This is a genomic window from Candidatus Methylacidiphilales bacterium, assembly GCA_028713655.1.
Classification (GTDB): domain Bacteria; phylum Verrucomicrobiota; class Verrucomicrobiia; order Methylacidiphilales; family JAAUTS01; genus JAQTNW01.
Genome location: JAQTNW010000050.1, coordinates 1 through 21,645 on the forward strand (window position 1 = coordinate 1; position 21,645 = coordinate 21,645).

General features: G+C 56.0%; 14 protein-coding genes. All 14 read right to left on the reverse strand.

The features are described 5' to 3' along the window. On the reverse strand, positions 1-680 hold a 680-nt coding region (locus tag PHD76_13280; GenBank protein MDD5262812.1), incomplete at its 3' end, for an IS3 family transposase. A gap of 571 nt (positions 681-1,251) precedes the next feature. Further along, complete coding sequence (locus PHD76_13285) at positions 1,252-2,706, reverse strand: RHS repeat-associated core domain-containing protein (protein MDD5262813.1); 1,455 nt, start codon at positions 2,704-2,706, stop codon at positions 1,252-1,254. A 323-nt stretch (positions 2,707-3,029) separates the two neighbouring features. Continuing rightward, on the reverse strand, positions 3,030-3,794 hold the full coding sequence (locus PHD76_13290) for a hypothetical protein (protein ID MDD5262814.1): 765 nt from the start codon (positions 3,792-3,794) through the stop codon (positions 3,030-3,032). Next, the gene (locus tag PHD76_13295; protein MDD5262815.1) at positions 3,791-7,090 is read right to left on the reverse strand and encodes a hypothetical protein; all 3,300 of its coding nucleotides are present in this window, start codon (positions 7,088-7,090) and stop codon (positions 3,791-3,793) included. Before PHD76_13295 ends, PHD76_13290 begins: the two co-directional genes overlap by 4 nt. After that, positions 7,087-8,151, reverse strand: a complete 1,065-nt coding sequence (locus tag PHD76_13300) for a hypothetical protein (protein ID MDD5262816.1) — start codon at positions 8,149-8,151, stop codon at positions 7,087-7,089. The genes PHD76_13295 and PHD76_13300 overlap by 4 nt, the downstream gene beginning before the upstream one ends. Further along, positions 8,148-10,346: a hypothetical protein gene (locus tag PHD76_13305; protein MDD5262817.1), complete on the reverse strand. Its 2,199-nt coding sequence runs from the start codon at positions 10,344-10,346 to the stop codon at positions 8,148-8,150. Before PHD76_13305 ends, PHD76_13300 begins: the two co-directional genes overlap by 4 nt. Then, on the reverse strand, positions 10,343-12,466 hold the full coding sequence (locus PHD76_13310; protein MDD5262818.1) for a BatA and WFA domain-containing protein: 2,124 nt from the start codon (positions 12,464-12,466) through the stop codon (positions 10,343-10,345). Before PHD76_13310 ends, PHD76_13305 begins: the two co-directional genes overlap by 4 nt. 23 nt (positions 12,467-12,489) lie before the next feature. Beyond that, positions 12,490-13,377: a DUF58 domain-containing protein gene (locus PHD76_13315; GenBank protein MDD5262819.1), complete on the reverse strand. Its 888-nt coding sequence runs from the start codon at positions 13,375-13,377 to the stop codon at positions 12,490-12,492. A 24-nt stretch (positions 13,378-13,401) separates the two neighbouring features. Next, on the reverse strand, positions 13,402-14,727 hold the full coding sequence (locus PHD76_13320) for an AAA family ATPase (protein ID MDD5262820.1): 1,326 nt from the start codon (positions 14,725-14,727) through the stop codon (positions 13,402-13,404). 2 nt (positions 14,728-14,729) lie between these two features. Next, positions 14,730-16,247 (reverse strand): DUF4159 domain-containing protein, encoded by a 1,518-nt coding sequence (locus PHD76_13325; protein MDD5262821.1) that lies wholly within the window; start codon positions 16,245-16,247, stop codon positions 14,730-14,732. A 50-nt stretch (positions 16,248-16,297) separates the two neighbouring features. Next, the gene (locus PHD76_13330; GenBank protein MDD5262822.1) at positions 16,298-18,487 is read right to left on the reverse strand and encodes a PKD domain-containing protein; all 2,190 of its coding nucleotides are present in this window, start codon (positions 18,485-18,487) and stop codon (positions 16,298-16,300) included. A 122-nt stretch (positions 18,488-18,609) separates the two neighbouring features. Beyond that, positions 18,610-19,704, reverse strand: a complete 1,095-nt coding sequence (gene dnaN, locus PHD76_13335; GenBank protein ID MDD5262823.1) for a DNA polymerase III subunit beta — start codon at positions 19,702-19,704, stop codon at positions 18,610-18,612. A 250-nt stretch (positions 19,705-19,954) separates the two neighbouring features. Beyond that, a complete protein-coding gene (gene dnaA / locus PHD76_13340) occupies positions 19,955-21,328 on the reverse strand; it encodes a chromosomal replication initiator protein DnaA (protein ID MDD5262824.1) in 1,374 nt (457 codons plus the stop codon). 53 nt (positions 21,329-21,381) lie between these two features. Then, a partial coding sequence (locus tag PHD76_13345; GenBank protein MDD5262825.1) for a P-II family nitrogen regulator occupies positions 21,382-21,645 on the reverse strand: 264 nt, incomplete at its 5' end.

Here is a 21,645-nt window from a genome sequence, read left to right on the forward strand (position 1 = left end):
TTGCTGCCCGCTTCCGTCTGGTCCTCCACAAAATCCCAACTCCAGACATGGTTGGCTCTCATGGCTTGTAGGCGTAACGCCGTGCTTTGTCCCACACGCCGCATCTTCCTTTGTCTCTTGCTCACTTTCAATCCTTCCTGACGCCGCACCCGCTGCACGCGCTTGGCATTGATTTTCCAACCATCACGCCGCAGCAACGCCGTTATCCGCCGATAGCCACCCGTTGCCACGTTTGTGTTACCGAAGGGATCATATTCATAATGGGCAACGACAGAGCCGGAGTTGTCCAAAACTTCGCTCACGTTGCCATTTGCATCATAGCTAAAATTGCTGAATGCTGAAGTCGGAATGCTGACTGAGGAGAGGAGACCTCCGACTCCGCCGGCGCCTTGCAGGCTGCCGCTCAAATCCAATCCCCAGGTAAACGTGTCCAAACGAACGAAGGATGAATTCAGAACATTGAAGGTGACTGCGAGATTCCAATTGTCGTATAAAAACTTCTCGTCCTTGGTCACGGACCAGCCACCATTATAGGTTGATACCGTCTTACGCACACGGCGTGACTGCCCGTCATACACATTTTCAACCTTTTTATCCCCACTGACAGGAACAGCGGGTTCTATCACGATGAGCCTGTTTTCCGCGTCCCAGGTTAGGTTCATGATCTTGCCGTCGCCCACTGCAAGATGGTGCTACTCATTGGTGTTGTTTGGCTTGTGTATTTTCATCCAAAATTCCTATTGAGCTGAAATAGTCCTTTATTTTTCTACCTTTCTCTCCACGGGGAATTCTGGCTTTCAAGCTCTCATCCTCTGGAACATCGAGGCAAGGATTCATAGTACGTCCCAAAGACCTCATCCTTAACTCGTTTATTTCATTGGAACTTAACGGACGCTTTAGTGAAATAATCTCGGTAGAGTAGTCGATACAGTATGCAGGAATACTAGCGACAAAATAAAATGGGACGGACATGAATAATATCACAGCAAAGGTAATCCTTTTATTTGAACAAAACAAATGCAGCAGCAAAGAGAACAACAAAAAGAACAATGACCCGTAAAGTGAATGGCTGTAATTAATGCCATCCTTCTGCGATGCTATCGGATCATCTAATAACATAAATTTTGTCATATGATAGTATATGGCAATATAATATGCGCTTATAGAAAATAAGCACAAAGAAAACAATAGACTTATATAAAACGAAAGCCTGTTAAATCTTTTTATTATGTTCATAAACTACAATCCACCCTAATGGTTACACACAACATAGCCTTCAGCTTTGTTGTCTTTAACCGGTCCTGTAAAGTTAATGTCAAACCTCGCTATAAGCCCGGCAGTCTGGGCAGCACGAGCTGTGCTCACCAGCGCTTCAATTTCCTCGCCTCTACTTGGGTCGGCATTAAAATCAAAGTTGTCCGTCAAGGGTTCAGTGGTTCCATCATATTTCCATCTAATTTTATTTCCGGACTGTTCTGTATTTTTTATTACCCCCTCAAGTTTCACATTGATCCTGCCAAGTGTAAGGTGCTGCGTCAGCACGCCATCAACCTCGTCTTTAACTTTTACTTCTTGTTTGCATGGGCATAATTCCATCGCCTTTTTATCCAGGAATTTAGAAATCCCGGAATTAGTGCTATCGACCTTGACCTCTTTGGATTCAATTGTCAATGGAGGCGCGTTATTCCCTATTAAGGAAAATGCGCCCAGAATTGTAGAAGGCCTTGCCCAGAAAAGAGCGTGATTGCGCACTTTTGCGTCAAGTTCTGTTCCCCACAATCCATAATAGTCCACTCTGTTAACGGGATCATTACTAACAAATCCATACAAATTTGCTCCACCCTGTTCCTCCATCGAATCCCTGTTTGGCCACCGTCCCAACTCCGGCGAATAGAACCGATAGCCGTAATATAAGAAGCCGCTCTCTATGTCGGTGAACTTGGTCGAAAAGCGGAAAACATTCGTTTCAGCATAGGAACCGCTGGACGTGGTGGCATTTCCAAATGGGTCATATTCGTAATGGGCCACAACAGAATCGGAGCCGTCCACCAATTCTGAGACGTTCCCATTGACATCGTGCGTGTAGGCGTAAGAAATCGAAGTTGGAAGGTAGGAAGTAGAAGACAGCAGACTGCCAGCCAAATCTTGACCCCGAGTGAATGTTTCCACCCGTTGGTTTGTGTTGGCATTATAAATTGCTGTTAGGTTCCACGCATCGTAAAGGAATTTCTCGTCCTTCGTGACAGACCAGGAGCCGTTGTAGGTGGAGACTGTTTTCCTGACTCTCCGGCTTTGACCGTCATAAATGTTTTCGATCTTCTTATCGCCGCTTTGCGGCACGGCAGGTTCAATCGACAGGAGGCGGTTTTCCGCATCCCAAGTGAGATTCATGATCTTGCCGTCAGAGGGCCTCGCGTACTGCGTCATGTTTCCGTCGTCGTCGTAGCTGAGAGCCGACGGCTGACTGCTGATAGCCGTGTACTGGTTTAGCGAGTTAACCGTGTAACTCGTGGTCACTGTGTTAGCAGTGGCTGATGTCCTATTCCCAATCGGATCATACGCATAGGTCCTGTCTAACGTATTGTTCGTATCATTGTCAGAGCCGGTGAGTTCGCCGACAGTGTTGTAGGCAAAGGTGTCGGTGGAGCTTGCTGCAAAGGCCGTGCCTTGCTGAGCACGACTGCTGCGTTGGCCGAGGCGGTTCACGGTGTAATCGTACTGCGAAATTACCGTACCCACCTTAAAGCCGGCGCTGCGGCCCGGGACCAAATTGCTCCCTGATCCCTGATACTTCCTACTTAGGATGCGGTTGTTGTAGAAAGTGCCATCCAAGGTTTCCTTATCCGGTAGGAGGACTGTGGTGTAACTATATGTGGTGGTACCAGTGGCATCGCTGACGGTTTTTCGGGCGCCAAGGGCAACGCCAACTTCGCCTGACGCAGAGGAAGGGCTTGTTGTAGCGAATGACGCCGGGGCTGAGTTCGTCGCTGAAGTCGAACGAGATTTCCGGCACAAATATCTTCACTGGGTCATGGCTTTACCACAGGTGGGTTGCCCGCGCCTTCCGCAGAAGTTTCGTCAATCGCTTCCACCCGCACATGATCGAACCAACTGACTCCGGGCGGATAATAGACAAACAGCATCACCTTGAACTCTGTCACGGTAGGACGGTGTTTGGTGGGATGAAAAATGCCCGAAAATTCCTTCCATTCACCCTTGCTGTTGCAGTCAATCACCCCCTCATACAGCCGCTTCTGCCTGCCGCCAAGATCTCCATACGCCCGAAACCACAGCTTTCCCGCCGTCCCTTTCTCTGACATGAAATCAAACGATACCTTATACGCTTTCCCCGGCTCAATCGGAACCGCGTCCGAATAAAGCGAGAGTCCGTATGTCTCCGCAATCGCGTTGCCTTTCGGGTGCGGGAAAACCCACTGGGCCAGCCCCGCCTTCGTGTAACTGGCCACCATCGCTTCTTCCGAAATCGAGGTGTCCATGCGGATCGCCATCCCATGCTGCGGGCCGCCTGGCGCATCCGGGGCCGTCGTCCATTGCACTCCAAGCCCGTCAGGCAAATCCCAATGCGCCGGTTTCCGCGGATTGGCCGGATCGGCCTGCGTGAAATCGCCGTTAGGCAGGAGCGATTGCCCCATCGCGGCGGACATGGCAACGCCTAACATGAAAAAGACGGGCAACATGCAAATACAAAATCGGATTCGAAAATCAGTCCGGCCCGCCCCCGCCCCCTTGTTTTCCGCCTTGCAATTTTCGTCTGCGTTTTTGGTTTTCATCATTTTCCATTTCCCGTGTTGGATTCATTCAACGAACGAAAATAAGCTCCGGTCATTTCCTCATACCCGGCGGGTATCCCTTCGGCCTGTGTATCGGAAACATCCTTTTGCTCCGTGTTGCCCAGCGAATTGGATTCAACCCGGCTGACGCGGCTGCCACGGTATGCCGTGCGCGCCGAGGACAGGGCGTCGAGCGCCTGGTGGTATCCTTGATAAAGGCTGATGCCATTTTGGGTCCTGGCCGCGGCCTCAAATTGTTTCATTGCGCTGACCGCCGTTTCCAGATCACCCGTCGGGCGGCGCTGCTTGCGCAATTGGACCGCAAGCGCTTCGGCCTGCTGCCGCAATTTCACCTGTTGTCCGGCCAACCGTTGCATCTTCTGCAATGCCGGCGGCGGCAACGGCCCGCGCAACCCTTCCTCGCCCGATCCCGAAAGTTTTCCGCCTCCGGTCGCCCCTCCCTTGTTGTCTTTTGACTTGTCATTCACACTGCCCGCCTCAAACGGTGTTTGCGACAACCGCGTCGGCGTTTCGCGGCCTCCCTTGCCCTCGGCGCTGTCCTGGACCATCTGGCCGCTGCTCTTCCCGTTGCGTCCCTCTCCGGAACGGCCCCCAACTTCGTTATTATTCGGCAACTGATTTCCCGTCACACCCCGCGCGCTCATGTTGGAAATAGGCCCGTCGCCCGCGCCCCAGCCTGCGCCCTTGTCGATCGAATCCATGAAGGAACTGGACACATCCTCGACGTCGTCACCCATGTTTTCCTCCTTGTCGAGCAGGTCGCCCACAATATCCTCCAATTGTTTCGGCAACTCGGCCATCGGCGCATCGGCTTGTGTCGCACCCTCTTCCATTTCCCATTTGATATTGTCCGGCGTATTCGGAAGCCAGCGTTCCAGGTTTTGCTCCAGCTCATTGGCCAGTTCCAGCCCCGCTTCCTCGCGCGGCACTGCAATCTCCACCTTTTTTTCATACAACGCCGCCGCCGCCGCCTGCACTTCCTGGAAAACCGAATTCACCTCGGAAACCACCTTGCCGTCGGCAAAATCCTGCAATGGCAACTTGCTCAGGTCGGCCAGCTTTTCCTGGAAATAGGCCGCATTCTTCGCCTCCTCCCGGGCAAGTTCGCCGAGCAACGCCTCCTGCTCCGACGTCAAATCCTCGGGACGCAATTCCTTCAATGATTTTGACACGTCGATAATCCGCTTCTGTTCGCTTAGGAACTTCTTCAAGTCGTCCTGCAGCTCGGCCAGCGCCTTTTCAGCCGTCACGGGCGGTGTGGCATCGCCGTTCTTCGCCGCTTTCGCGCGAGCCGCCGCGTCCTGGCGCTCGTCCGCCATCTGGCCGAGCATCGAAATCAATTCATTCAAAATATAACCCTGCCGCCTTTGCAGCGAGGCAAGATGGTCTTTCAAATGATCCGCGGGCGTCCTTGGAATTTTATCGATCTGGCCGAGAGCAAGCGTCATTTCACCCCGCACAAGCAATTGCAGGCGCGACTGGAATGCTTTCGCTTCGGCATGCCTTCCGGCTTCGTCGATTGCGTTGAAGCCTATTGCCTGCGACGCTTTTTGCGATGCGGACATGACGTCACGGTGTTGCGGCAAATCCTTTGCGGCAAGCGCCTCCTGTAAATGCAACGCAAGGTTGTCTGACAATCCATTGGCGTGAGTTTGTTCGGAGATTGCGTTCTTGATCAGCGCGAATAATTTTTCCAATGCGTCGCCCGCCGGGACCGACATGTCCTTGAGTCCGTTGATCCGCACCAGAATGGGGCGCGACACCGCATGCTGCTTCTCCGGGCTGAAATCAGAAGCTTGCGCGGTCACCAAAAACGACGAGCCGGGTGTGAACACCGCCGGATCCAGCGCGATGGAGTACGGCTCCGGAGCCGGTTCTTTTTGTCCCGGCGGCCCCATCAATGTCCACGTTTTAAGCGCGCGCAATGTCTTCGGATCATCGCTGTTGGCAATGCTTAGTGAGATCGATGCCACGCCATAGTCGTCCGTTGCACGAATCACCACCGGCAGCGTTCCACCGGGATTCGCCAGCCTGTTCCTGTCATCCGTCACAAAATCAACTTCCGGCGGGCGGTCCGGCACCGCGGCGATTTCGCCCGCGCACAACACATGCGCCGGCGTCCGCTTCGATGGCGACGCTGCGATTTCGTATTGCCGCGCCTTGTCCACCAGCAAAGTTGAGTTCCAATGCTGATCCGCCCGCTGCAACGCCTTTTTTTCGCCCTGCTCGTTCCAGAATACCTGCGCCGCTTCCGGCGACAGGTCAAACGCGGCGCGCACTGTCGAGCCAACAGGGACCGCCAGCGCCATCGGGGGGCCGGGCTGTTGGTATGGCTTCAATCCCGTGTAGGCCGGGGCCTTGACTTCAAAAACCGAGCTCTTCACTCTCGGCAGCGCCGACACCGCCACCTCTGTCGCCGGGCTCCACGAATCGCCCGCATGCACACGAAAACTGAACGCCCTCGCGGCCGAGTTGAATGTGAAAACAAATTCGCCCGCCTTTTTCCCCGCTAACATCGGCGCCCGCTCTCCCGCGTCCTGCGACGGTTCCAATCCTCCGGCTCCTTCCTTCCAAACAAGCAGGGGCGCCGGAATTTGGTTCGCAGTTCCAGATCCGGACTGGGAACGCACCGTCACGCGTACCTCAAGCGGATCGCCTTCAACCAACGTTACTCGCCCGGCAGGCGACACCTCCACGATCCAGTCCCCCGCAGGCGGTACATCGGCCAGCGGGAGAAAAATTCGTTCGACAGCCGTGCCCATCAGGCGCGGAAATAACGCCACGCCGATTGTCCATGCCACAGCCAGAACGGCCAGCGTAACCAGCCATTTTTTGAATGGCGGGGTCCACCACAGTGTCTGCGGACGGATTTCATTCAGCACCGATTTCGACTTCCCAAGTACGGGTTGCACAAACTTGCGCGACTCGCCATCAAGCTTCGTGTTTTCAAACTGGCAGGCATTGATGAGCACGTTGCCTGCGACTCCATTGCGGATTTCAAGCACCCGGGCGGCGCGCTCCAACGAAAGAGGACAGGCCAGGGGCAGCAGCACCTTCCGGTAAAATCCGGCCAGTACAAAACCGCATAAAACCACCGCCATCGGCAATCGCATCGCCATCGGCAAATGCAATAAATTATCGGCAACCACCAAAACCAGCAGCGCTCCGGTGGACAAAGCGCCCCACCATACTCCTCCCTGCACAATGCCCGACCAACGCAGTGTTTGCGCCATTCGTTGCAAAGCGCCGTTCGTTGCGGTTTGTTTTTCCCTGGTCATGGCGTCCTCTCCTTTGCAGGGGTTATCAGGAACAGCAACTTTTCATCTTTGAAAACAACAGGCGGCTTCACGTCCCCCGCAGACCGGCCTGTTGAAATTGCCATCCGGTTCAGCAGTGTGGTCTTCTTTTCGTCGGCATCGTATTTCCAGCGCAACACCGCCAGCGTCCAGGGCTCCTTGCCTTTTTCAAAACTGTGCGTCTGCGCCGCGCGCGACAGCATCACGAGCGCATACACATCCTCCTTGTCCGCTTCATAAAAGCAGCCGATGAGTTTTTTTACGTCGTAGAAATCGCGCATCGCAACCAGCGACGCCTCCACAGCGCGTGACGCCTCCGCCGAAGCCGCTTCAAGCGAAACCGGCCACGCCACATGAATCCCATCCGGGCTTTCCACGGCAAAGAGAATCCGCGAGGGCTCGCCGAATGGAATCGTCCAGGACATCGCGCCCCCGCCGGATGCCACTGCATCGAGCAACGTCAAATCGGGCTTTGAAACCACGACGATGCGGCTCACTCCCGCCAACCCGGCCTGGGCCAGATCCATTTGTGAGGAAGCCGCTGAACTGGCGCTGTCAAAGCGAATCGATGCTGGATACGGCACGTCCTCGATCTTCTGGCCCTCCTTGCCGGTTTGCTTTGCCAGCAAGACCACCTTCTCCGCTGTATCGCCGGTCTCAACATAGAGCACGGTCGTGTAAAGATGCCCTTCGAGCACCTTGCCATCGCGCAGCGCGATCTTCGCGTGCAAATACCGCACCGGATAAACCTCGCCGGTTTTTTCCGTCCGCGCCTGGCCTGGCTCGATAAACGCAAAACCCTCGCGCATCTCCTCTTTTTCGGGGATCATTTCTATCAATCGAATATCTGCCAACCGCAGTGAGACCTGTGCCGTGCCTTCAAATAATCGGATATCCTTTCCCGGTGTCAGTGAAATCGGCCCGGTGATTTTTCGTCCGTCCGACCACTCGACTTTGCCGGGAATGCCGTCGGCGTGGACTGGAGCGGCCATCCAAGGCAGGGCGCACAACATTATACTGAAAATATTCCGGATCGCTTTCATATCAAATTCAGCCGCCGGCGCAGCAACCATTCGGCAACAAGTATAACCAACACCAAAATCAAAAACACGTTCCAAACATCCGCCAGCGCAAATGCCTGCGCCGGCTCGTGCAACGCCATTTTTTCCTTCAAAAATACGGCCACCTGGGCTGTTTCATTTTCCGATGCATAAATGCCGTGCGCGCGTTTGGCCAAATCGCGCAAATACGCTTCCTTCAGCTCCGGATTGGCCCCTTCCTCAACCAGGGGCGACACATCCAGGAACCGCTCATAATTTTCCACGACCTGCCCGCCGGCATACGCAGCGATGCGGAACGTGTACCCTCCGCGTTGCGCAAACACCGGCTTTGCAGTGTAGAACCCCGCCTGCCCGGCCACGGGCGCAAACGCCACCTCGCGGTTTCCATCCGGTCCTTCAACCGATCCGGCCAGCCTTACCGCGCCGGAATCGGACGCGCCCTGGAGGCGAACCTCCACGTTTGCAGCTTCGCCTGGGCGATAGTGTTCGCGATTCCATCGGATGCCCAGCAGCGTGCCTCCCTCCAATTTTTGCGTCACGCCGCGCAACGACTGCCGCCAGAATTTCCCGTAAAAGGATTTCAACCCCTGTCCCCCCGCCGCCCAGCGCCAGAGCGTGTTGGTCGCAATTCCAAGCACCTGCCCCTTGCCGTAGCGTTCAAGCGCCACGGCCGATTGCGAACGATTTCCAACCTGCGCCTCAAGCACGCTCACCGCGCCGGGACGCAAAGCGCCCGGTTGATTCACACTATCAAACGAACCGCCACCCGCAAGCGCCAACGCCTCTCGCAAGCCTGCCGCAAAGCCCACGGCGGAACTCGACGCTGCCAGAGAGACCGGAAAATTGCCGGTCGTCAGTTCAGGTTCGTTTTTCACGACCGACCACGGAATCAACGGGGCCAGCCTGCTTTCGGCATAACCGCCGCATCCAAACGAGGCGTCGCCGCCCAGCAACACCAAGGCGCCGCCGGTTTCCACATAGCGGACAAGCGCCTGGATTTGCGGGTCTCCCAGAAGGCTTGCCGGAAACGAACCGAGAATGATGCAGTCATACCGCTTCAATACCGCTTCATTCACGGGAAATCCGCCTTCCAAATCCTCAAAACCGCTGCGGTCGCCCTGCACGGTAAAACGATCACCCGACACACGGTACATCGCCGTAAAAATGATCCCCGGGTCGGCCCCCAATTCCGCCCGCAAATATTTATAATCCGCGCCCAGTTCCTGCGTGAAATACAGCACATGCAACGAGCGTTTCAACACCTGCACCGCAAGCGTGCGCGTATTGTTGTCCAGCGTCAGCTCACCCGGCAATTCCGGCAACCGAACGCGATACCGTTGCGTCCCCGAACCGCTTGCTTTTACATGAAACGCCGCTGTCGCATGCAAGGACCGCGCATCGACGGTTTTCGATTGCGCCTCGGCCCATTTTTTATCCCGCCATTCGTCGAGTGAAACTTTCAACGCGCCCAGCGCCTCGCGCGAACGGGCCAGCGTCCCCTGCCGCGCCACGATCTCCGCCTCAATATCGAACCCGGCTCCCTCTTCAATCGATGTCGGCGCATTAACCGCATCCAGGCCCAAATCGTTCCAGGCATCGGCTGGGGTGCCCACGCCCACAACCGCCAGCGGTATCGATGGCAAATTCGGAATTTCAACCGTTTCATCCCCGCCATCGGTCACAAGAATGGCGGCATCGTCCCCCGTAAAAGCTCCTTGATCATCAAGCGCGGCAACTGCCGCTGCCAAATCCGTTCCACTTGTCTGTCCGGCCTTCGGTTCATGGCCCGCATCGTGGACAACCGTATCAAATGGCAGCACTTGAAAATGAGCATGCCCCGGCGCGGACGATTCGATCTGGCGGATCAGTTTTCCCGCCCGGTCCGCTCTGGATGTCGAACCGTCATCTTTCAGATCCATCGAGGTTGAAACATCCCGCAGCACGATTACTTTCAACGGAGTTCCGTTTGCCTCCCGCGATTTCCAGGCGGGGTCGAGCAATGCGAGAAGCAGCAACGCGGCCAGGGTTATCTTCGGCAGCAGGAGCATCCACGCCTGGCGCACGCCATGTGTGGATGCCAATTTTCCGAATAAAAAATAAAAGAGCGCTCCGGTCCCAAGAACAAGCGCCGAAAAGACAAGCGGCCCCAATGATGGATTCCATTCGAGCGCATTCATGGCCGCAGCACCGCTTCCGCCTTATTTCCAGGCTTTGCCCGCACAGGCAGTTTGAGGGATTCCATTAATTTTCGTCCCAAAAAACCGCCTCTCGTGTTCGCAAGGACCGTTTCCACCGCAAGCACCAGAAGCGCCGCCGCAAGCAGCATTCCATAGAGAAAACTGTTTCCTTTTTCTGCCAATGGATTAAGAGCCAATCCGCCTTCGCCGGTCAAATCAACCACTTCATGCCTTGTGTTTTTCAAAAGTGGAACATTCCCTTTTCCAAAAAATTCCTGCACCGCCTCTTCCGCCGAGGCGCTCACCGCCGCCCACATGGTTTTGTTGTTCTGGCTCACTTCCACGATCCCGGCGCGGGGCAGTCCCTGAAATTCCTGCGGCGTTCCACGCCAATCGACCGCATTGCCCGCGAGCGAACGCACCACAGCCTTCATCTTCGCATCGTCAAAGCGCAAATCCTCCCCCGCATGGATGGACTGCAGCGGGATCGCCTCAGCCTGCTCCCCAAAAAAAGCATTCTGAATCAAAACCACGAAGCCGGGTTTGAGCGGCAGTGACGACCACTTTGGAGTAAATGCCACACCGCTGGCAAAAATCATGCCCAGGCCGAGCGGCCGACGCGCCAGCAAGACCGGACCGTTCGATGCCAGCAACAGGGGCTGCCACTCTTTGCCGATTTTCAGCGGCCTGTAATGCATGGCCCGCAGCGCGCCCAAATTCAATTTTCCGTCCGAATCGCGCAGGTTGCGCCAGATCGAGTCACCCGTTTGCAAAGCCATGACCGGCTCAGGTTCTTTGGCCTCATGCAGTACCTGAGCGGATGCGTCAAGCCACGGAGCGGGTGATTGCCCGATGGACACTCCAGTATCAGGCGCAGGAACCAAAAACAACATTCCGCCCGATCTCACGTAATTTTCCAGGGCCTTCGCCATCGCGGCGTCCTGAGGCCAATCCTCCCACGCCAATGCCACCGCCAGTGGCGGGGGATTTGCAAACAATTCCGGCGATAATTTCCCCGGTTCCACCGCCACCGCATCGATGCCTGACAAATCGGCATTCCCTCCCGGCGCGACGGCATATGGCAACGCCGCAAACTTTTCCTTGTTCCCCACGAAGAGAGCTTTGCGCGAATCCGAGCACCAAAACCCAAGTTCGATGCGATCCGCCCCCGGGGCTGCGTCGCCTTCGAGCCACGCCCGCGCCCAATGAATCCCTGCAGTCGCAAATGAAAACGTCAACGTTAACGGAACCGCTTCCCCGGCAGGCACGGATATATTCCGCGATGCGTTCTTACCCGTGTCGTCCGTCGTATTCAAGCGGATGAGCGCGCCTGCAGGGCCGTTATTGCGAAGCGTCACACGCACCGAAACCACACGGCCGGCCGGCAACGAGCGGTTCTGGGTTTCCAGCACCGCCAGCGACACCCAGCCGCCGGTGGGCCGAAGCGAGTCGATACGGTGGACCACAATGCGCAGATCCCGTCCCGCTTGCGCTTCCAATTCACCACGGCTCCAATGGTTTTTTTGGAGGTCTGTGAGTATGTGCAATTCATGCACCGGCTGTTTGGCCGCATCGAGTTCGGCCAGCGCCAGGCGAATCGCCTTGGGCACGTTCGCGGCGCCGTCGCTCGGCGTGATCTTGCGGAGCACATCGCGTAGCGCGGCCGGATCCGGATTAAAGTCACCCGGCAACGATGCCATGGGATCGGGGATCATCAACCGCATCGCCGTTGCGTCTCCGGGTTTTGCCGATGCCCGCAATTTTTCCGCTGCGCGCAATGCCAGCGCCAGCTTGGAGGCGCCCTCGCGCGACGGCCCTGCCATCGACGCCGAATTGTCTATCAATACGAGCCGCGCTACCGCCCCACCGGAGCCAAATTCAAACTTGGGCCGTGTCAGGGCAAGCACCACCAACGCAATGAACAGGCAGCGCAAAAATAAAATCAACCATTCATGGATCTTTCGCTTTGCGCTGAGACGCGGATCAATCCGCTGGAAAAACATGAGTGACGGAAATTCACGCACCTGCCTTCGCAACCTGAAAAACATGTGGAACAAAACCGGCAGCGAAACCGCCCCTAAAAACCATGCCACTGCCGGATGTGAAAGTAGAAGAGGCATACAAGGTCAACAGCCGCTTTTTTTCATTGTCCCGCGCGTTTGGCGAGCGCCTCCAGCATGGGCGTGCGCGTATCAACCGTATAATATGCGGCGCCACAGCCCACGCACAGGCGGCTGATTTCCCCGATGTAGCCTTGCACCGAGCGGGAATACTCCGCTCGAATTTCATCGGCTTCGATCAATAATTTTTCGCCGCTTTCCATGTCGCGCAACTCCACCAGCCCATGCAGGGGCAGCGCAATTTCCGCGCCGTCCAGGATGTGAAGCACGGCCACCTCATGTCGGCTGTGCTGGAGATGCTGGATACCGCGCGCAACCTGCCCGGCCGGCTGGAGCAAATCGGAAATCAAAATGACCAGATGCCTCTGCTTCAGCATCTCCGCGGCTTCATGCAACGACTTTTCGATATCTCCCGCCCCTTCAGCCCGGATGTTTTCCATTTCAAGCAGTACCGGGCTCAGCGTTTCCACGCTCGCCACCGGCTCGAATCGTTTCGTCATGCCATGGGTAAAAAACGAGAGTGAGGCGCTGTCGCCCTGGCAAACAAGCAGGTACAAAAACCCCGCAGCCAACGAACACGCGTATTCAAATTTCGTATTGGGCCCGGCCTGCTTGAAATCCAGGCTCGCCGAAGCGTCAACCAGCACGCAGGCGCGAAGATTTGTTTCGTCCTGAAAACGGCGGATCATGTAGCGGTCCGTCCTGGCATAGACCGGCCAGTCGATCAGATTCGGAGGGTCGCCGGGGGCATAATCGCGGTACTCGGCGAATTCGACCGAGGCGCCAAAATTGGGGGAACGATGCAATCCCTGGATTGTCCCATGCATGGGCCGCCGCGAGGACAGTCCCAACCCGCGAATCTGGTCTGCAACACGGGGCGGCAGGTATTTGAAATTACGCGCCGAGGACATGCGATATTCCCCTTTGCTGCGGCCTCACGCCGCGTAATCCGGTTCCGGAACGGTTTCGAGGATTCGCCGCACGATTTCATCCGAGTCAACACCCTCACTGCTGGCGGCAAAATTGCAGAGCACGCGATGGCGAAGAACCGGCAGCGCGTATTCGCGCACATCCTCGCACGAAACGTTCAACCGGCCGCCCAACAATGCGTGTGATTTCGCGGCAAGGATCAAATATTGGCCCGCCCTCGGACCCGCTCCCCAGCGCACCCAGCGGGAAACAAACTCCGGCGCATCGGGCGCATCCGGACGCGTGGCCCTCACCAATCGTGTTGCATACGCTCCCACATGGCGGCTTACGGGCGTCCTGCGCACCAAATGCTGAAAGGACATCAACGCGGCGCCCTCAAGAACGCATTCCACTTCCCGCACCGCGTCGCGCGTCGTCTCCATGATGATCTGCTCTTCCTCTTCAGCAGAGGGAAAGCCAACCTTCACGCTGAACATGAATCGGTCGAGTTGCGCCTCGGGCAGCGGGTAAGTGCCCTCCTGCTCGATCGGATTTTGCGTGGCAATGACAAAGAACGGCTGGGGAAGTTCGTAGGTCTGGCCTGAGATCGTCACCCGCCGTTCCTGCATCGCTTCGAGCAGGGCGGCCTGCGTCTTGGGCGGCGTCCGGTTGATTTCATCGGCAAGCAACAAATTGGTGAAAATCGGCCCGTGCTTGAACCGGAATTCGCGGCGCGATGTTGCGGGATCCTCTTCCAGCACATTGGTGCCCGTGATATCCGATGGCATCAAATCGGGGGTGAATTGGATGCGATTGCATTGCAATTCAAGCGTCCCGGCCAGCGACCGCGCCATGAGCGTCTTTGCCAGGCCGGGAGTGCCGACGAGGAGGCAATGCCCGCGCGCAAACAGCGCGACAAGGATTTGTTTAACGACCGCCGATTGTCCAACAACAACCCGCGCAAGTTGTTCAGCGATGCGCGCTTCAGCTTTGTGCAGGTGCGAAACCGCCTCCTCGGGGTTGTCAATCTCATCGATGGAGGCGTTGTTGTTGGAGGAAGCCGAGTCGCTGCGAAATTCAAATTCGTCCTCGCCTATGGCAAAACGCATGCCGTCCGCAAGCTGCAACTCGGCCACGCTCCGGCCCTGGCATGACAGTGCCGCATTCTGGTCATAGCAACGAACCAGCCAATCGTGCGCGTGTTTTTCAAGCAGCGCGTGTTGCGGCAGCGCCTGCGGGTCGCTCAGAACGATATGGCATGCCGCATCGGAACCGATCACGAGCGGGTTGCCATCCAGCGGCATCACGGAGTCCTGGCCTTGCGCCAGATGGATAATGAGTTGCTCGGCCATAGTCAATGTGTTGCGGCATACACCAGGATGTCCATGCCCAACGGCGTGGCGGTTTCCGAACGGTACGCCAGCGCCATCGGATATTCGTCCTCGACCCAGCCCGCTTCTAAATCGATGGGACTGTAGATCACACGCAGATCGCCGTTGAGCGCAATGCCTTCGAGCTTGGGAGTTTGCGATTGTCCGAAGCGCATCGCCACCGCGGGAGTATATGCGGCGTCCTGCACTTTCGCGACGGTGCTGAAGACCGGGTGCGAGGCCGGGATCGGCTCAAGTTTGGAATCGGGAAGGATTTTTGCCATCTCGCGGCGCACGGCGGCGTCAAATGTTGAAAGTCCGAGCCCGTTATTGATCAGAAGCGTTCCGTTGCGTTGCAGGAAGCTTCTCAATGCGGCCACAGCTGCGTCATTGAAATGAAAATCATCCAGCCCGGTCAAATAGAGAAATGAGATGTTGGATAAATCATCCTTGCCGGGCGACACCACGATGCGTTTCAGATTCACCTTCAATGAGGTGCCTGCGCGCAGTTTGGATAGAAGCGCCAGCGCATTGTTCGGATGCACGTTGAACGATCCGTCATGCTCAATCTGCGCAAAAACAAATTCGTCTGTCGGCGTTTTTTCGTCGATCCCCGCAAACAATTCCGGTTTGGCTTCATCAATCCCGACCCGATGGTACCCGATTGCATAAGCCACAAGGTTCAACCCCACATTTTCCGCGGAAACAACATCGTAATAGGCGGCCTGCGGCAAAAGCGGCACCGGATGGTTGTCCCATCCGCAACCGAGCCCGTACTTCGATACCAGCACGCCGATGCGCGATCCGATGTAAAGGCCCTCAAAAGCAGGCTTGTCGCCCTTGACCGTGTCCGAATAGCGCACGGTTTTGACATCGCTGACCATGTGAAAAATCGGATGGTCGCCCGGTATTGTTCTCCAGCGGACTTCGGGAAAGGCCTGTTGCATGAGGCTGTGTACCGAGTTGTAAAAGTAAGGAGAACCGGCCACCGAATCGAATACGATCATGCCCCCCTTCAGCACATAGGCGCGCAGGGCTGCGAGGCTTTTTTCATCAAGCTTCAGCGAACGAGTGCCGCTGAAAAACAAAACGGGCATTTTGTCCGGATCACCGCTGAACGAGGGGAGCGACACTTCTTCGCAGCCATACTGCAGCCCCATCTTGGCCTGAATTTTTCCAAAGAGCTGCTTCAAATCGTCAGGGCACAAATTCCAGTCTGATATATTCGTCTTTGTCCCATCCGCGGAGGTAAAGGAGCCTTGCTCACCCCAGATGACCTTGCCAAAGAGCGACGGAGGAGTCGGTTGGCGGTTGCGTTCGGTGCGCCGCAATGGCGTGGCCGGGAGCGGCAGGGGCGGGAAAGCTTCTCCCCCGGAAATGCGTTTCGGCGGCGCTTCTGGCGGTTTGCCCAGCGGCACAAACCAATCGTTTTCCCCGGCAAATGCGGAGCAGGAGCAGGTCCACGCAAGTGCCAGCACCGCTATGCGCGAGATTGAAGGCATGTCTTATAAACTGCGCCCAAGCGTAAAAAGTTGCGATTAAAAAACCGGGTTTATTTTCCCTGGACCGGTTCCCCCGGCCATTTTGCCTTCGCTTTCGCAGCCGCCTCACTGTAGGGATGCCCGGCCAGCAATTCCTGCAAGGCCTTGCGGGCGCCGTCCTTGTCGCCCTGGGTGAAGGAAAGATCGGCCAGGCGAAAGAGCAATTCACTGCGGGCTGTTGCTGCCGTGATCGCCGGAAGGACGCGCCGGACCCACAGCAGCGCCGCCTGGGTCTGGCCGCTGTCCTGATAAATCCTCGCCCGGACAAGGGCGCAATCCGGAGCCAGTTTTTCTATCGGGGCAGCCCACTCAATTTCACGGATCAACTGCTCCGCGGATTCGGCATCCTTTTTATCCAGAAATACATTGGCTTGGTCAATTTTTGCGGTGCGCCTTACAGAACTGCGCGCATCGCTGTCCGTCGGTTCCCCGGTCAACGCCTGGTATTGTTTCTTCGCGCCCGCCAGATCCCCATTGGCCAGCGCCAGATCCCCGCGCAAAATATCAGCTGTGCGATGCTCATCCGCCGAAAGCGCCGCAATGTTGAGCGACTCAAGCAATTTCGCCGCTTCCGCCGTTTGGGCGGATGTTTTCAATTTAATTTGCGCCAAGGCCAATCGCGCCTGATTGGCGATCATCTTGGCGGCGGGGGAGGCGTCTGGTTTGGAAGTCAAATCGGCAAGGGCCGTGAAAAGTTTCTCGGCTTCAGCGGGATGTTTCCCGTTGATGTCGGCGAGGAAAACCGCCGCCTTCTGGACCGCCCCCAAGCCTCCGTCGCTAAATTCCTTCATTCTCTGAGCAACAGACGGGGCAATCTTCGCCAGCGCATCGGCATCCTCAAAGATCGAGAACATGGACACCACCGCCGCCCAGTCTTGCGCTGAAATGGTGGCCGGGTCGCGGGCCAGGACTGCGTCGCGATGTTTCGCATTCAGTTCAAGCGGGTTATAGTCCGGCTGCCGCCGCGTTAATTGTTGCCAGTTTGGATGCACGCTGACCGGCGCCGTGACCGAACCGATCTCGCTGCCGTTCGCATCCTTTACCGTCAACTTGACCTGCCGCAGGCCGGGCCGCAAAAACAAATGCTCCACCTTGTCCCCTTCTCCGCTTGCTCCATCGTCAAACGACCAGGCACATTTCCACTGCTGCCGTGTGCGGTAGGAACGAAATCGCATGGCAATCAGGCCCGTATCGAGCCCTTCCGCCGCAGGAACGCTTTGATCCACGACATTCCAATCGAACCCCACTTTTGGCGCAGGGTTTGTATTGCCAGTCGCCGCCGGGCTCATCCCCTCCGGGGCGGTTTCATAACCAGCCACATGCGCGCGGCTGATGGGACGAAAAAAATTCGCTTCCGGCGTCAACATCGCCCAGCCCGCATTGCCGGCCTTCGCAGCGATGCAACACAAAACCGGCGTACGCCCGTCGGGTCGATAGAAATACGCGTTGTAATATTCCAGCACATGCGGACCTGCCGCAAGGTCCATGCTTCCATGATATTTCCCCTGATGCCCCGGCCAGAAATGATGCCGGCCGGGCCATGAAGTGACCTGCTTTCCATCGACCAGCAAAAACGAGGCATCTGTCGAGATCGTGGCAAATTCATACGTTGCGGCTGCGGGGGCATCGAACCATCCCTTATAATAACCGAGCAGACTTTGCTGTGGCCCGTACCGGTGACCGCCTTCGAAAATTGTCGGCAAAAGGGAACGTCCCAGCATTATTGCGCTTTTCTCCCAGGCTGTTTGAACTTCATCCAGTTTATTGATTTGGCGCCCGTCGTAGGCCCTCGTTTCGTACAGAACCCCGGCTTCGGGACTCCAGGAGGCCGCCGTTGGGGTTGTTGTGGCAACCGTTGTGCTAGAGACCGATGCCGCAGCCGCTGGAACAGGCGCTGCAAAATAGAGGAAATAACGCTTCGCGCCAGAAGACGAATCAAACGCGATTGTCATCGGCTCACCCGGCGCGGCCCACAGGATCTGCACACCGATTTCTTTTCCGGCGGAATCGCACGCTCTGACCGGCAGACCCGTCCAATGCGCGTCGGGCAAACCAAACCGAGCCCATGAAACTTTGGCGGGGCTTTCCGGTTTATCGAGATCGACCACAAATCGCACTGCAGCTCCCGGGACCTGCCACGGCGCCGGGCCCTCCCCACGCACGACAACGGGATGCGCCAGCCCCCAAATGCTTGCTGCCAAGAGCAGAAATCTGGGTAATGCCATTCGGATTTTCACCGGTTGCATTATACGGCATCGGCGCAACACGTCACGGAGGAAGCGGTTGCTGGATTGAGGCAGCCTCTACCCTGGACAAGACGACTTTACGCCGTGCGCATGGGCATGATGACGTAGAGGAAGGGCTTGTTGTAGCGGATGACGCCGGGGCTGAGTTCGTCGGTGAAGTCGAATGAGATTTCAGGCACGTCCAGGTTGCGCAGGGGATCCGCCAGGTATTCCGGGTTGAAGGCGATGCTGAATTCCTTGCCTTTGTAATTTACCGCCAGCGACTCGCGGGCTTCGCCCACGTCCGGCGTGTTGGCCGTGATTTCCAGGATGTTTTTCCCAAAGCTCAACTTGACCGAGTTTGACTTCTCGCTGGAGAGTAACGCCACGCGCTTCACGGAGTTCAGCAGCAGCTCGCGCTCGACGGTTATGCGTTCTTTTGTCTCGCTCGGAATGACCTGGCGATAGTTTGGATAATTGCCTTCGATCAATTTGGAGACAAGGAACGTGTTGCCCGCAGTAAACGAAATCTGGTTTTCCGCGATGGAAATCACCACTTCTTCCTTGTCTGTCAGAATCCGCTGGAGTTCATTGACGGCTTTGGTCGGCAGGATGATATCAATCTCACTGGCTTTTGGGAAGTCCAGTTCGTGGTCGATCAAGGCCAGCCTTCTCCCATCGGTGGCGACAACTGTCAGCTTGTTTTCCTTGAAACTCAAGAGCGAGCCGTTCAGCACGTAGCGGCTTTCGTCCGTTGACATGGCATACGCTGTTTTTTTCAACATGTCCTTGAAAACGCTTTGATCGAGTTTGAAAAGATGGGCACCTTCCGTTTTTGGAAAGGGAGGAAAATCTTCCTCGGCCAAACCCATGATTTTAAAAAAACTGTTTCCAGAACGGATGCTGGCATGGAGTTTGGAATCCACTTCGAGGCTGATTTCAGATGCAGGCAACTCGCGCACGATGCTGAACAGGCGCCGCGCTGGAAGTGTGATGCTGCCGGCCTTTTCAACGACCGCTTCCACGCGGGTGCGAATCCCGGTGTCAAGGTCCGTGGTGGAAAGTGAAATCATTCCATCTTCCGCCTTGATCAAGACATTACCGAGCACGGGCAGCGTGGTACGTGTGCTCACGACGCTTTGGACGGTTTGTAGTCCCTCAAGGAACCGGTCGCGCTGGATTGATATTTTCATACAATGTTCCGAGTCTTATAGATTATATGTACTGTAATAAAAAGAGTAATAATAAGGGTGTTAATAAGCCAGTTCAACTTGCATAAGTCAATTTCTATCAAGGAGTTGATTGTAAAAATATCCTGTGAATGACTGGGAATTCATGACGGTTGAAAAGGATAAATGCGACTTTCTTATTTTCCTGGAACTTTATTGGCATGTTATTTGGAAATTATTGGATGTGGTTCAATTCCATGGGGATTGGAGGGTTTTAACTGGTAAGCTCCAGTTTTTGTGACAGGAATTGGATTTGCTGGCGCAGGTCGTTGTTTTTCGCAATGTCAGCTTCGATTTTCTTGCAGGCGTGCAGCACGGTCCCGTGGTCCCGGCCGCCAAAGGCCTCACCGATCTCCTGGAGGGATTTGTGGGTTAATTTGCGGCTCAAATACATGGCCACCATCCTGGGAACTGCGATGTTGTTCGGGCGCCGCTTGCTGGTCATATCGGTCATCCGGATATCGAAGCTTTCCGCCACCTTCCTTTGAATAGTATCAATAGTGAGGGCATTGCGGGCCTCCTGTTGGATGAAATCCTTCAGCAGCTCTTCCACCTGGGTCTGTGTGAGCTTTTTATCGTTGAGGGCTGCCCAAGCCGCCACGCGGTTCAAAGCGCCCTCCAGACGGCGTATGTTGGCCTTTACGCGCTCGGCAATAAACAGCAGCACTCCGTCGCCCAGGCGGACATCCAGCTTGGCGGCCTTTGCCTTCAAGATCGCAAGGCGCGTCTCGATATCCGGAGGTTGGAGCTCCGCGGTGAGTCCCCACTCAAAGCGGGAGACCAGCCTCTGCTCGAGGTTTTTGACCTCCACGGGCGGGCTGTCGGAGGTCAGGATGATCTGTTTATTCCCGTCAAACAAGGCGTTGAAGGTGTGGAAAAATTCCTCCTGCGAGCGCTCCTTGCCGGCAAAAAATTGAACGTCATCGATGAGCAGGACATCGGCCTGGCGGAAGCGTTTGCGGAATTTGATCAGCTCGGCGTGCTGGATGGCGGTTATGAATTCGTTCGTAAACTGCTCGGAGGTGACGTAAATGATCCGGGCGTTTTTCCTGTTTTTCAGGATGCGATGGCCGATGGCATGCATGAGATGGGTTTTGCCCAGACCCACGGCGCCGTGAATGAACAGGGGATTATAAATTTTGGCCGGCGCTTCCGCCACCGCCTGGGCGGCCGCATGCGCGAACTGGTTGTTGACGCCGACGACAAATGTTTCAAACACATAGCGCTGGATCAGGTCGGTGGAAACGGGCTTCTGTCCATTGCGGGTTTCGGCTGGCTCTTCCGATGTGTCATCCTGCGCGGTTGCGACGGTTGCCGCGTCGCCGTTCTTTCCCACTTCGAACATCACTTCAACGTCCCGCCCGAAGGCAAGCGCGAGTGATTCTTTCAACTGGGGAAGATAATTGCCCTCGATCCAAAACTGGTAGATGGAATTATCGACCCCGAGGATCAGGCGGCCCGACTCAAATGAAACGGGCCGGACCAGGGAAAACCAGCGCTTGTAGGCGTCGGGAGAGATGAGCTTTTGCAACTCATCGCAGGCTTTCTGCCAAAGCTCCTGTTGGTCCTCTATCGGCGTCTGTTGCATGGTGGAGGATTAGTACAACCCTCCTAAAGTTTCACACAAGCAGAAAACGAAAATCAAATCGCTTTTTCGCCTTTTTCTTCCGTCCGGATGCGGATGGCGTCCTCCACGGGGATGATAAAGACCTTTCCGTCGCCGATTTTGCCGGTTTTAGCCGACTTGATGATGGCTTCGACGGCTTTGGCGATGAGGGACTCGGCCAAAACGATCTCGATTTTCACTTTGGGGAGGAAATCAACGGTGTATTCGCTGCCGCGATAGATCTCCGTGTGGCCTTTTTGGCGGCCAAAACCCTTCACTTCCGTGACCGTGAGGCCTTC

Excerpts from the sequence above, each read along its gene's own strand:
- PHD76_13290 (MDD5262814.1), bottom strand. The coding sequence starts at position 3,794 with ATGATGAAAACCAAAAACGCAGACGAAAATTGCAAGGCGGAAAACAAG.
- PHD76_13295 (MDD5262815.1), bottom strand. The coding sequence starts at position 7,090 with ATGACCAGGGAAAAACAAACCGCAACGAACGGCGCTTTGCAACGAATG.
- PHD76_13300 (MDD5262816.1), bottom strand. The coding sequence starts at position 8,151 with ATGAAAGCGATCCGGAATATTTTCAGTATAATGTTGTGCGCCCTGCCT.
- PHD76_13305 (MDD5262817.1), bottom strand. The coding sequence starts at position 10,346 with ATGAATGCGCTCGAATGGAATCCATCATTGGGGCCGCTTGTCTTTTCG.
- PHD76_13310 (MDD5262818.1), bottom strand. The coding sequence starts at position 12,466 with ATGCCTCTTCTACTTTCACATCCGGCAGTGGCATGGTTTTTAGGGGCG.
- PHD76_13315 (MDD5262819.1), bottom strand. The coding sequence starts at position 13,377 with ATGTCCTCGGCGCGTAATTTCAAATACCTGCCGCCCCGTGTTGCAGAC.
- PHD76_13320 (MDD5262820.1), bottom strand. The coding sequence starts at position 14,727 with ATGGCCGAGCAACTCATTATCCATCTGGCGCAAGGCCAGGACTCCGTG.
- PHD76_13325 (MDD5262821.1), bottom strand. The coding sequence starts at position 16,247 with ATGCCTTCAATCTCGCGCATAGCGGTGCTGGCACTTGCGTGGACCTGC.
- dnaN (MDD5262823.1), bottom strand. The coding sequence starts at position 19,704 with ATGAAAATATCAATCCAGCGCGACCGGTTCCTTGAGGGACTACAAACC.
- dnaA (MDD5262824.1), bottom strand. The coding sequence starts at position 21,328 with ATGCAACAGACGCCGATAGAGGACCAACAGGAGCTTTGGCAGAAAGCC.